Origin of the sequence: Faecalicatena sp. Marseille-Q4148, assembly GCA_018228665.1 — a bacterium.
GTDB lineage: Bacteria > Bacillota > Clostridia > Lachnospirales > Lachnospiraceae > UBA9414.
This window is the reverse complement of the sequence record CP073692.1, coordinates 2,002,094-2,014,457: the sequence shown is the minus strand read 5'-3', so window position 1 is coordinate 2,014,457 and position 12,364 is coordinate 2,002,094. Positions and strand designations below refer to the sequence as shown.

The 12,364-nt window shown below is 53.6% G+C and carries 13 protein-coding genes; all 13 read right to left on the bottom strand.

Annotated features, from left to right (window positions below; genetic code table 11):
- Positions 1-35: 35 nt before the first annotated feature.
- On the bottom strand, positions 36-689 hold the full coding sequence (locus tag KFE17_09630) for a hypothetical protein (protein QUO31142.1): 654 nt from the start codon (positions 687-689) through the stop codon (positions 36-38).
- Positions 690-698: 9 nt separating this feature from the next.
- Positions 699-1,151 carry a SpoVG family protein gene (locus tag KFE17_09625; protein QUO31141.1) on the bottom strand — a complete coding sequence of 151 codons (453 nt, stop codon included), beginning with the start codon at positions 1,149-1,151 and terminating at the stop codon, positions 699-701.
- A 13-nt stretch (positions 1,152-1,164) separates the two neighbouring features.
- Positions 1,165-1,467, bottom strand: a complete 303-nt coding sequence (locus KFE17_09620; GenBank protein ID QUO31140.1) for a hypothetical protein — start codon at positions 1,465-1,467, stop codon at positions 1,165-1,167.
- A 75-nt stretch (positions 1,468-1,542) separates the two neighbouring features.
- Positions 1,543-3,375, bottom strand: a complete 1,833-nt coding sequence (locus tag KFE17_09615) for a group II intron reverse transcriptase/maturase (GenBank protein QUO31139.1) — start codon at positions 3,373-3,375, stop codon at positions 1,543-1,545.
- A gap of 575 nt (positions 3,376-3,950) precedes the next feature.
- Positions 3,951-4,619, bottom strand: coding sequence for a hypothetical protein (locus tag KFE17_09610; protein ID QUO31138.1), 669 nt, complete (start codon positions 4,617-4,619; stop codon positions 3,951-3,953).
- A gap of 41 nt (positions 4,620-4,660) precedes the next feature.
- Complete coding sequence (locus KFE17_09605; protein QUO31137.1) at positions 4,661-4,876, bottom strand: Maff2 family protein; 216 nt, start codon at positions 4,874-4,876, stop codon at positions 4,661-4,663.
- 89 nt (positions 4,877-4,965) lie between these two features.
- Positions 4,966-6,789 carry a type IV secretory system conjugative DNA transfer family protein gene (locus tag KFE17_09600; protein ID QUO31136.1) on the bottom strand — a complete coding sequence of 608 codons (1,824 nt, stop codon included), beginning with the start codon at positions 6,787-6,789 and terminating at the stop codon, positions 4,966-4,968.
- On the bottom strand, positions 6,786-7,256 hold the full coding sequence (locus KFE17_09595) for a PcfB family protein (protein ID QUO31135.1): 471 nt from the start codon (positions 7,254-7,256) through the stop codon (positions 6,786-6,788). The genes KFE17_09600 and KFE17_09595 overlap by 4 nt, the downstream gene beginning before the upstream one ends.
- A gap of 91 nt (positions 7,257-7,347) precedes the next feature.
- A complete protein-coding gene (locus KFE17_09590; GenBank protein QUO31134.1) occupies positions 7,348-8,397 on the bottom strand; it encodes a hypothetical protein in 1,050 nt (349 codons plus the stop codon).
- A 14-nt stretch (positions 8,398-8,411) separates the two neighbouring features.
- Positions 8,412-9,125 carry an antirestriction protein ArdA gene (locus KFE17_09585; GenBank protein QUO31133.1) on the bottom strand — a complete coding sequence of 238 codons (714 nt, stop codon included), beginning with the start codon at positions 9,123-9,125 and terminating at the stop codon, positions 8,412-8,414.
- Between the two features lie 4 nt (positions 9,126-9,129).
- A complete protein-coding gene (locus tag KFE17_09580; protein ID QUO31132.1) occupies positions 9,130-10,215 on the bottom strand; it encodes a DNA cytosine methyltransferase in 1,086 nt (361 codons plus the stop codon).
- Positions 10,202-10,558 (bottom strand): hypothetical protein, encoded by a 357-nt coding sequence (locus tag KFE17_09575; protein QUO31131.1) that lies wholly within the window; start codon positions 10,556-10,558, stop codon positions 10,202-10,204. Before KFE17_09575 ends, KFE17_09580 begins: the two co-directional genes overlap by 14 nt.
- A 309-nt stretch (positions 10,559-10,867) precedes the next feature.
- A complete protein-coding gene (locus KFE17_09570; protein ID QUO31130.1) occupies positions 10,868-12,247 on the bottom strand; it encodes a ParB/RepB/Spo0J family partition protein in 1,380 nt (459 codons plus the stop codon).
- Positions 12,248-12,364 lie beyond the last annotated feature (117 nt).

The window sequence follows — 12,364 nt, the reverse complement described above, 5'->3', positions numbered from 1 at the left end:
CCTCCTTTACTGCTTCGGGCCAGCATGGCCCGAGGTTATCTTGCGGCCTCTTTGGCCGGGGCTGTGCTGCGGGCAGCTTCGGCGGCCTCTCGTCCGCTCTGCCTTGCCCGCCAGTATTCGGGGTGATACTGCCGGATGGACTGATTGAGTTTTTCTTCAAACTGTCCTTTGTCCTTAATGCGGTCAGGGATTTTCCACAGCTTTTTGTCCAGCAGCTCCCGGAGCACTACGCTTTCCTGTGCGTCCTCCTCATAGCAAATATAGCCCTTGTCCTTGAAGCCGCATTTTTTGGCCGCTGGGGAGAGGACGGCGGCTACCTCGTTTGCCACCATCGTTCCGCCGTGGCTGGCGGTAGATACCAGAAACACCCCTGGACAGAGGGTTTCACAGCTCTGCACCTCGCCCCACGGGGAACTTTTCGGCGCATGGAACATTCCGCCCGTCCGGTTCCGGTCCGCCTGCATGAGCGCCGCATTTTCCAATATGGCGCGAAGTTCCGGGGAAAAATAGGCATATTCCCGCAGGACCCGGGCGGCGTCCCCACCACAGGCGTTCATCAACAGGGTATAGGCATCGCTGTCCGCTTTGGTACAGCGGCCCAGCAGTTTTCCGTCGTAATAGCAGGCCGCGTCATAGCCCGTCCGTTTGCGTGGCATGGTTTCCGCCTCCTTTCTGCTTCGGGCCAGCATGGCCCGAGGTCAACGCTCTGCGCTGCGGCTGGGCTTTTCCTTCGGAGGCCGTTCTGCCTTTGCCTGTTCGGCAGCCGCTTTTCCGGCTTTGAGCTGGTCGCTGATGGATGCACGCCCCACAGAGCCACGCTCCGCCATCTGTTCCAGCTTTGCCTCATAGGCTTGCAGAACAGCGGTGTTGAGCTGTTCCCGGAACTCCTTTGTGACAGGGTAGGCCATATCCCGGTAGCCGCCTTTGCCGTCTGGCTGGCTGGGCATCCCAAGAAAGAGCCCCTTGCTGCCCTGTACGATTTTCAGATTTTCCACCACAAAGCAGTCATTGAATTTCACGCTGGCAAAGCCCATGAGGTTTTTCACAGGTTCGATGACCCGCACGCTTACATCCAGCTTTATAGGGGCGGCTGGTGTTCCGCCCGCTGTTTTTTCCTGCATGGATTTCTCCTTTCCGCTTCGGGTCGTCATGGCCCGAAGTCTCTTAATGGCAGCCGAAGATGGATTTTGCAAGACTGCCTGTTTTGAATAAGGTAAAACACAGCAGCACCGTATATCCCACGCAGCCCCAGATCGCCCCGATGGGGTCGCCGTCGGTGGCGATACTCTGGATCAGCACCGCATAGATGGCGACACAGACTAAGATCAACAGACCTTGAAAGCCCACCGCAAAGAGGGAGCGGAAATAGTTCTGCCCCATGTGTCCGGTTTCTCTGTTGGGGACTGTGGCAAACGGGATAGGCGCTAAACTTGTGAGTAGTAGGGTAAGAACCCGGCGCCTTGCCATATTGCTATGGCAGGTTTCCGAGAACTCCCCTCCGAACCGGACTTACACCTCTCGATGTATCCGGCTCTCCAGATGTCAGTCTAACTTCCCTGCGTGTAACTTATCGTGACAGTCAATGCAGAGTGCCATTGTCTTGCGCTTACGCCCAATCATGGCGATTTCCCATTGTTTTCTGCCACTTAAATCTTTGAGTTTTCGTATATGGTGTATTTCAAGCGGCACATTCTCTGCGCCACACCACTCACACCTGTTTGCTTGCAATCTTTTTATAAGGCTATTACGCCCGTAATTCTCAAAAATTCTTGCTACTATATCAGGATTTCCGCTTTCTACTTTAGTGTCCCGGCGGAACCCATTATTGTAAAACAGTACCTTTCCGACCTTGCCGTTTTTCTTCGGATATTCCACAACAAAATCTTTTCCTTGACGGTACTTGCGGATAATTCTGCTGATTCGTGTCCGATATTTTCCAGCAAAGGTTTTGAGCATACTGTATCTCATTACATAGTAGAAGTTGTTGAGTACAGACACGTTGTTTGCAAGTCGGTAGTAGTTATACAATCCACGGATTTCTGCGTTGTATTGGTTTAGGATTTCCAAATCGTCCAAGTGCAACAGGCGAGTGCGCCGGACAGGTTCCCAAACCTCTTTGTTTCCATTTTGTTTGTCGTATTTAATCTTGAGGGCATTGTAGGAGAACAGTCGTTTTACCCACTTATCATGGGGAACATAAAGTAAGACTTTTCCATTGTTTACCCGTCTGGTAGCCCCGGTTTTGGTCTTTTTGTTGTGTTCGCCTTTGGCGATTGTGACCTCATATCCCAAGAACTTCGCAGCGTCGTGTCCATGAGTAATCAATGTCTTTTCCTCGGACATTTCCAGATGGAGTTTGTCCCGGATAAAGCAGCCTACATCTTGTTTAATCTGTTCTGCGTCCTCTTTGCTGCCGATAACTCCGATTAAGAAATCATCGGCGTATCGGATATAGCAAAGCCGTTTATAGCTATCGTCCATCTGATCGCTATACGGTATAGATTTCAGACTACGCCGCAGTTCCCGGATTTCTGCAATTAAGCCCTCTTTTTCTTCCACGCTCATTTTAGAGATATTTCTTTTAAGCCTTTGTTCTTTCCCCCGGCAGACATCCAACTTCTTCTTGAACGTAGGATTGATTTTACGGCGGTTTCCGCAGTTGAATTTCTCTGCATACTCTGCCATATAACTATCCAGTTCGTTCATGTAGATGTTTGCAAGGATGGGGCTGATGATGGAGCCTTGCGGAGTGCCGGAATAAGTATTGTGATAATTCCAATCCTCCATATATCCGGCTTTCAAGAACTTCCAGAGCAGACCGATGAAATGTTCGTCTGCAATCCGCTTTCGCAAAATAGCAATCAACACATGATGGTCTACGTTGTCAAAACAGCCCTTTATATCTCCCTCAACGAACCACTTTGTCCCCGTAAAATATTTCTGCACATATTTGAGTGCCGTATGACAGCTTCTGTTTATACGGAAACCGTGGGAATAATCGCTAAAGGTTGGCTCATAAATACTCTCTAAGATGAGCCGCACCACCTCCTGTATCAGTTTATCGTCGAATGACGGTATCCCCAGAGGACGCATTTTCCCATTGGATTTCGGGATATACGTTCTCCTTGCCGGGTTAGGCTGATAACTAAAATCCCGCATCTTTTCAATGAGGGCGTTTATCCTTGCCATTCCCATTCCGTCAATGGTTTTGCCGTCTGTTCCGGCTGTCATGTTGCCTGGTTTCGCCTGTATCCGCTGATATGCCAGCAGATAGAATTGTGGATTGTACAGGTTGCGGTATAACCGCTCGTACTTGTAACTCTTGTTACACGCCTTGGATTTTAGGCTTTTCAACACATTTTCAGGACTTCTCATAATGCCTCACGCACCTTTCCTTTTTATGAATTGGTTGACATCCTGCCTCCCTTCGCCATGTAGACGGCTTTCCCGCCCTCGGACTACTACGGAGGCTCCGTTGCCATGCCGGATATTCAGCGTCATCTTTCTTGGGTTTTTACCCCTTGAAATTTATCGCCTTGCGGCATTACGCATAGCCGGATAGTTCCGGCGTTCCGGTCTAGGCAATCTCCAGTTAGACACTTTGGGAAAAGCGTATTGTGATGTCGGTAGTGGGTTTTCGTCCTTTTCCGCTTACTGCGGCTGGCTGTCATAAGTATCGTGCGGTCTGTGTTTACCTGTCACATTCCGCTATGACATACGGCGAATACAACCATCCTGCGCCGCCGGGTCGAGTATCCCGCCTCGGACTGCCCTTAAAGCAGTTTAGCCTTGCTCCTCATTCACAATGTTGCGTCTTGCCGCTCAGTCGTGGGTAGATGGTTTTCCCAACTTGCGATTTTTCCGATACGCTATTGTCCCCCTTGTGGTTTCCTTCCGGGGTAAATCGGATGACGCTAAAGTGACGCTTTTCACGTCTTTGATACTTTTCTTTACCGGCTTGCTAAAGCCGGGTTCCCAAAATGCCCGCACACCGCCTTTGGATGAAAAGCGGTGCTTCTGGACGCGCAATAAATTTCAATCATACGGCCATATACGATGACGAAAATCACGATGTTTAAGGCAATCATGGTAAGCTGGATCAGGAAGGACTGGAGCCAGAGTCCGAACAGAGGGCCTAACTCCATCGCCTCAAGCTCTGTCCGCAGACTGTCCAGCACATCCGGCGTGATTTCTGTCCCGTTCTGGATAATGCCCGCTGACTGCTGGATCACATGCTGGCTCACATCAAAGACCGCCAGCACGATATTGAAGGTATTCGTCAGGATCATCACAGCCACAAAGGTTTTGAACACCCACTTAAAAAACATCCATGTGTCAACTTCATGGAGGTTGTTGCGTTCTATGAGCATCTGTATCAGTTCATAGGTCATAACAAAAGTGAGGATGACCCCGGCGATTGGCAGAATGGCAGTTTCGGAGATCTGTCGTATCATGGAAAAGACCCCGGCGTTCCAGTCCGCCGGGGTCGTGCCTACCTGTGTGGCGATTTCGCCAACGCTCTGATTGACGTTATCGAAAAGGCCGTCCAGATTCCCCATGATACCATCGACGAGCAGACCTTTCAGCCATTCAACGATTGCGTCGATGATAAAGTCCATATATCAGCTCCTTTTCTGGAAAAAGGGACAACGGGTGACATTTAGCTGAACAGCCCGGACAGCAGAGGGATAAGCTGAAGGCCGATCAGAACGACACCGCCGCCCGCCATGAGCTGCTTAATGCCCTGGCTTTTTGCCGCAGGGTTATCCGACCCGTAACCTTCCAGAAGGTTGATGACGCCCCATACCGCCAGACCGGCGCCAAGAGCCATGACCAGAATTTTAAGAATGTCGATTGCCTGATTGAAAAATTCCATATACGTTCCTCCATTTTGTTTGTTTGATGGTTTTGGGTACAAAAAAAGCCGCCCACATCGGCGGCGCTTCGGGTCATCATGGCCCGAAGTTACACGAACTCGTCGCTGTCCAGATCATCGAAGTTCAACAGGTCAGCTTCTTCGTCTGTGTCGGAGCCGTCCACTTCGTACACCGTGTATTCGTCCTCCGGCTTTAGTCTCAATGGCCGGTGGCGGAACAGGCTTTCCAAGCGGAAGGCGTTTTTCTTTTTATCAAATTCGGCTGTGTACTTGTAATTCGGGTGCTTTTTCAAGTCATACTTCGGAGACAGGAAGGGCGGGAGTCCCCTAAGCTGCAAGATACATTTATCCCCGGGCATGGTGGTGATCTCGCTGGTGGTCATCAGCTCCCGGCCAAGCCGCTGCATATTCTGGCTGTAACTTTCAGACTGTCCACGGCTTCGGCCCTCGGTCTGCATAGAGATGGTGGCCTTGCCCAGCCAGTTTTCCGAAATATCCTTTAGGGTGGAAGCCTCCCGGCCTCCGAGGAATACGATACTGTCCATGTTGCCCATGATGGTTTCGGAATGGTCTTTGTACAATGCCTTGCACTGGCTCATAGCCTGATAAAAGAGCGTCAGGCTGATCTCACGGGAGCGGATGACGGCCACGATCTTTTCCAGCCCCGGCACCTGTCCGGTGTTGGCAGCCTCGTCCCACAGCACCCGCACATGGTAGGGCAGACGCCCGCCATAGGTGTTGTCAGCCCGTTCACACAGAAGGTTGAACATCTGCGAAAAAGCAAGGGCAACCAAAAAGTTGTAGGTGGTGTCCGTGTCGCTGATAAGGAAGAACAGCGCCGATTTTTCATCCCCCAGCTTATCAAGCTCCAGCTCGTCATAGGACATGATCTCCCGGAGTTGGGGAATATCAAAGGGAGCCAGTCTTGCACCGCAGGAAATCAAAATGCTTTTGGCTGTCTTGCCGCTGGCCAGCTTGTATTTCTTATACTGCCTCACGGCGAAGTGCTGGGGGCTGCGGCGTTCCAGCCCGTCAAACATATAGTCCACCGCATTTTTGAAGGTTTCGTCATCCTCCCGGACTTCCATGCTGTTTATCATTTCCACCAGCGTATTCATGTTGCGTTCTTCCTCCGGCCCCTCAAAGACGATGTAGGCCACAAGGGCGCAGTACAAGAGGGTTTCGGCTTTGGTCCAGAACTCGTCGCCCTCCTTGCCGTCGCCTTTGGTGTTGGCGATCAGAGCGGTAACGAATTTCAAAACATCGCTTTCCGTCTTGATATAGGCCAGCGGATTATAGTGCATGGATTTTGAAAAGTCGATACTGTTGAACACCCGCACCCTGTATTTCTCCCGTTGCAGAAACCGCCCGCACTGGTCGAGGGTGCCGCCCTTCGGGTCTACCACCACATACGAGGAATGGGCTTGAAGGAGCTGCGGAGTCAGCCAGAACCTTGTCTTGCCCGAACCGGACGAGCCGATGACGCAGGCGTTTAGGTTCCGGGCATTGGCGGGGATCTTCGGACGGGTGTTCATGGTAAGGAACTCCGTCCCGGTCAGAATGACATTGTTCTGAAATTTAGGGTCAACAAACGGCTTTATATCCTCCTTTGTTCCAAAGCGGGCGGTGCCGTACTCCGCATCCCGCCGGAATTTTTTCGCCTGCCTGATCTTTGACTGTATCAGCAGATACATCCCAGCCGCACCGGCAAGGCCCACCAGCAGGTCAATACCTCCCAGCCCCGGCCAGTAGGTTTCAAAGGCTTTGGGGAAGGTGTCGAGCATCCCCATGAGCTTTGTCCCGAAGTCTGTGCCGGGGGCGATCCGGTAGGCCGTCCCGATTTTGGAGAAGAACCAGAACACAAAGAGGTACGGCAGGTTTGGGAGCACATATTCTCTGATCTTGTCACTCAACGTCCGTCCTTCACCGCCTCTCTGGTCCGCTGCTTTTCCTTTGCCTGTGTCCTGATCTGCTCCGTGAATTTCCGAAGCTGACCGAGGATGGAAGCCTTGTCCTGCTCTTTGTTCAGCACCTTTGCGCTGTACTTCTGGAAGGCCGCCGTGATGGCGTCCGCCTGATTGGCTTTGAAGAACAGCAGGTAATGACCGGGGCTCACTTTATGGAAAGCGTAGTCCACATGGAACTCCTTCGCGATCCGGTCAAAATCCTTTGGAGCTCCCACATAGGGCATGGCACTTTTGCCGCCATAGTGGTTCATCAGCTTTTTCACGCTCTGGCGTCCCTGCGGGGTCAGCGCCTTCTGGTGGTGCTTTTGCAGCGCCCGAACCACCTTGCCAAGAGCGGCAGCCAGCACTTTTCCTGTGAGCTTCGTTGTCCTGATCGAAAGGGCAACCGTTTTTTGGTTTACTTCTTCCTGCATAAAACCTCCTTTCCGTCGGGGTTCCCGCTATCCGGGAGGCCCCCGTACAATCTCGGGGAACAGAAAACCTCGGGCCAATGTGGCCCGAGGCTTACCGCTCGGCATCTCTGCCGGACGGAGCTTTCTTTTCCGGCTCCGTCTGGACTTTTTTGCCCTGTTCCCGCATGGTCTGCAAGATAGAAGGCTTCTTTTGAAGCTGGGAGGGCTTTTCGCCGGACAGCGGCTTGATACATTCCAAACGGTCAGCCGCCCGGATGGCGTTGTCCGTGAGCTGCCTCTGCCATGCGCCCACGCTGGGAGCCCAGCGAAAGCCGCTGCTTTTCAGCTCGGCCCGGGTGTCAGCGTCAGGCTTTCCATCAAAGAACACCTGCAAGCGGTTGTCCTCCCGGTTCATTTCCACACGGCCCCCGTCGAACTCCCAGCCGGAAAATTCCTGCTGTGCCTGTTTGGAAAGCTGTTCGATACGGGCCTTTACCCGGCGGATCTCCGCATTGTTGTTGGTTAGCTGGTAACTTTCAAAGGGCCTCGGGTCGCTTCGCCAACTTGACGCCATGCTTGCTTTCAGCTTTTCGATCTGGTCCGGCGACAGCAGCGCACAGCCGTCCAGCTTGCCATGCTTGCGGTAATAGGCGTTGACCTCCTTCATAATGAGCTGGGAGCGTTCCAGCCCGTCCAGCTTCTTCTGGAGCTTTTCAATCGCTGCCGGGTCATCGGCGCTGATCCCGCCCATGCCGGTGCTGCGTATCTTATCCAGCAGCCCTTGAATATGCCGCCATTCCTCCATGTTGCTGTCCCGCGCCCGGTTCTGTTTTTCCTTCTTTCCCACCGGGAAATTGGAAGGCCCGGCGATCAGCACAGAGGGAACCCTCGCGTCAATGGCAAAGCCCTGGTTCATGTTTTCGGCCAGCTTGCGGGCGTAGGTGTCTAACAGATGGTCGATCTTCTCATGGTACATGGGGTCCACCCGGGATTTCTGCTTTTCCGCTATGGCGGCGGCCTTGTCCACCATTGCCCGGTATTCCGCCGTTGCGCTCCCTTCCTTGTAGTCGGAAAAGCTGTTCATTTCTTTTGCCCGGCGGGCGGCTCCTTCATTGATAGGGTAATAGTTGATGGTATGCACCTCCTTTATGCTTCGGGCCATGCTGGCCCGAAGTCTTACCGTTCTTCATGGGAAGGTCCCGCCTTGTCCTTTTTCGGAGCGGGTGGGGCTTCTTGAAACCGTTTGAGTGTAGCGAGAATGGAGTGGACAGGCTCGGCCTTTTCAGGATAGGCAAATATCCGGTGTTCCGGCGGAATGTCCTGCGGCCCGTGGTAATACTCCTTGAAGCCCTCCGGGACTGCCGACACATACCCACCGGGAGCGAATACGCCGCCCTCGTTGATACGCACATCCCGCCCGTATGCCTCATAATCGAAGTAGTTCTGAATGTGCTCCGGTATGTCGATAGTCCCAAGCTCGTCGGCGTAAAGACGGCCCAGCCCTTCATCATCGGAAATATCCGGGTAAAAGCGGTAAAGGTCAAGGTTCTGCGTCAGGTTTATCAAATCCTTCACGCTCCTTGTGTGGTTTCCCAAGACAAGAGCGGCTTCAAAGGTTTCCAGTCCGCCCTTATCCCGTACTTCCAGCAGGGCGTGGCCCAGCTCGTTCAGCTCGTCGATGTTCTCACATTCGTAGAGATAATCGTAGAGCCCCAGCACATCACTGTCAAAGCTGGTAAAGAACACTTCGCTGTACCGTTTCCCGTCTATCCCGATTTTGGCAAGGGCGGCCTGCAACTCCTGTGTCGTCATGGGGAAATGTACCGTTGTCCCTACCTCAATCCCCATTAAGGGGTATAGGGCTGTATTGGTTATATAGGCTTCAAACATGGGCTCATTCCTCCTTTCCGGCCCGGTCAGCCAGCACCTCATAAATCCCGGCCATAATGTAATCGGCGCAAGGGAGGGCAATCGCGTTTCCCAGTGCCTTGTAGCGTTGCAGAGGCCGGATCTCCACGCCGTCCGCCCCGTACTTTGTCCAGCCCTCTGGCAGCCCCATCAGCCGTTCGCTTTCCGTTTCCGTCAGAAAACGGATACAGCCGCCCTTCGGGTCGCCCTCATACCAGAAGGCAAAGGGCGTTACATCACTGGCTAAAAGAGTGGGAAAAGGGTCAGTTGGTAATCCGAAGCTGTTTCGGAAGGCCGTTTCTTCCTGCCTTTTTGCCGCTCCCCGCATACGGAAGCACTGAAAGGGGTGGATGACTGGTATCTGCCGCCCTGTTTCAAAAGAAGCTGTTCGATCTCCTTCGGCGGCGGCCCGCCCGCCCTCTCCGCAAGGCGGAGGAAGTGGGAGCATTGGACGGGGCTTAAATAGTATGTCTGCGGCACGTCTGCCTCCAAAATCCGCCACGACGAAAATCCGCTGCCTTCGTGCCAGCCTTCGGGAGCCTGCCCAATACTGGGCGTCCATGAGCCGCCAGCACACATCAGGCGTTCCCCCTCGCACCATTCCGGCGTTTCCCCATCTTCCCGAAGGAGGCATTGGAACTTCGGTGTCCGAGAAGGCGGATAGGACGGCTCTAAAGTCCATCCGGTCATTTGTAGAAAACGCTCCCATGACGTTTTCCCAAACAGCGATAGCTGGATATAGGTTATCAGTAGCATCCCTCATTTCCTGTATGATACGAAACGCCTGATAGAACAGGCTTGATTTTGCCCCGGCAAGGCCGGAGCGGTTGCCAATCAGAGAAAGGTTCTGACAGGGGGAACCGAAGGTAATTATATGGACAGGTGGGATTTTCCCGCCGTCCACCTTCGTAATATCCCCCAAATGCACCATGTCGGGAAAGTGCCTTTTGGTTATGGAGATGGGCGCTTTTTCAATCTCGCTGGCCCATACCGGACGGATACCACACCGGGAAGCAGCCAGAGGGAACACGCCGATCCCGTCGAAAAGGCTTCCCAGCTTAATGTCCGGCATGGCCCGGGGTGCCGTGTCCCTTCACGGCAAGCACCCCTTCCAGTGTGGTCGCCGCAATGCCCAGCCGCCCGGCAACCGCAATATCATTTTTTACATCCTCGTCCACAGCGCTGCCGCAGACGATCAGGGTGTGGGAGCGCCGCAGCATATCCCGGCGCATATCAATCCCGGCCTTATGTTCCTCGGGAACGCTGTCATTCAAAAACAGCGGCAGGTACAAGAGCGGGCAGATCGGGGAAAAGCCCGCCTCATAAGCAAGGCGGCAGTAGTGGGCCGCCAGCTCCATATCAACATCCGGCTCGCCGCTCCATGCGGCGGTCAGGTACGCTAAAGGTCGTTTCATTGGTTGAGCCTCCATTTCTGTTTTGGTTTAGGGAAAAGCAAGGTATCGCCCAACCCCTCCGCCCCTTCCCCCGGGAAGGGGAACGGCTCTGGAGAATTTATATCCCCGTCGCTTGACCGGGAAAAAGCATAACCGGGAGAAATCCGTCAAGGGTGCCTCTGGCACCGCCTACGGCGGCGCTGCCCTTGACTGATTTTCCCGGCTATGCTACGGAATAACTGGCGACGGGGAATAATTTATATCTCCAGAGCTTCGGGGCGCGGGGCAGAGCCCCGCAATCCTCGGGCCATGCTGACCCGAAGTTTGGGCTTACTTTTCCTGTTCGTTTTTCTTCTCCGGCTTTTCGTGTTCCTTCTGCTGTCCCTTCCAGTCGTCCAGCAGCTTGATGATCTGATCCTTCATTTCCCTCGGCGTAGTTTCCTTGCCGAAATACTTGCTCAGTTCCGCACCTGTCAAAATCACTTTGTCTACCTCCTTTTTGTCCTCCATCATAATGCCGTCAATCACATCCCCGTTGAGCAGCTTCTTTTCGTCCAGCTCCCGCATACGCTTTGCCTGTGCCTGTGAAGGCGAGGACTGCTGGCTGTCAATGGCGACGGCGATATAGTTCTGGTTCTTCTTGCCGATATAGGAAAGCTCCACCGCCGTAGTAAAGCCCAGCTTTTTTTCATCCATCAGCTTCATCAGGTCGGGAACCAGCTCATTGAGCCGGATATACCGCTGCACCTGCTTGACCGCCATCTTATTGCGCTCGGCTACAATTTCGTTGGAGCGTTTTCCTGCGTCCTTCGGGTCAATCTGGCCCGAAGTGCGGGAGCCCTGATGCTTGATGGCCTCAAGCTGCATTTTCAAGGCTTTGGCCCGCTCACTGGGGAGGATTTCTTCACGCTGGTTGAGATTGTCCTCGACCATCTGCGTGATGGCTTCATCGTCCGTCAGATTGCGAACAATACAGGGCATATCCGCATATCCGGCAAGCTCGCTGGCCTTCTGGCGGCGGTGGCCGGACACGATCTCATAGCCGCCATCCTCACGGGGACGGACGATAGCAGGCTGGGTAACGCCCTTGTCCTTGACGCTGGACACCATAGCCCGCATTTCTTCATCGTCCCGGACTTCAAAGGGATGGTTCTTGAAGGCGTGGAGCTCGTTCAGCTTGATATAGACGATCTGCTCCTTGCCCCGGCGTGGTGCATCCTTCGGCTTCTCGGGTTCCTTCGGAGCGGAAGCGGCCTGTACCGTTGGAGTTCCTTTTTTCTCCGGTTCCTTTTTGACCGCCTTTTCCGGTTTCTGTGCGGGGGCTTTAGGCTTTGGGGCTGCGGCCTTGTCCTTATCTGCTTTCGGGGGACGGCCCCGGCGCTTCGGCTGTTCCGGCTCTTTGGGTTTTTCCTCCGCTTTTTTCGGAGCCTCCGGCTGCTTTTCCGGTTTCTCCGCTTTTGCTGGGTCAGGCTTTTCCCCGCCGGGAGCTGCCGCCCGTGCCTCGGCTTTCTTTTCCTTCATAATTTCAGCGAAGTTATAGACAGAAACCTGTGGGTTCTTTACCTCTGGTTCCGTCTTTTTTTCCGGCTCCGGGGAAACGGAAACCTTCTCCGGCTCTTTTGGGGGAGTGGGCGGTGTTTCCTTGCCCGGCCCGCTATCCGTTACCGGCTGTTCCGGCGTTTTTGTGGTTTTATCATCTGCCATAAGCATTTACCTCCTGTTTTTTGGCATGAAAAAAGGGGCTCAACTTTTCAGTCAAGCCCCCGTGGGAAATTCCTCCTTTCTCCGCCATGATACAAAAATACCGCCCGTAGTCTCGTTTGGGCG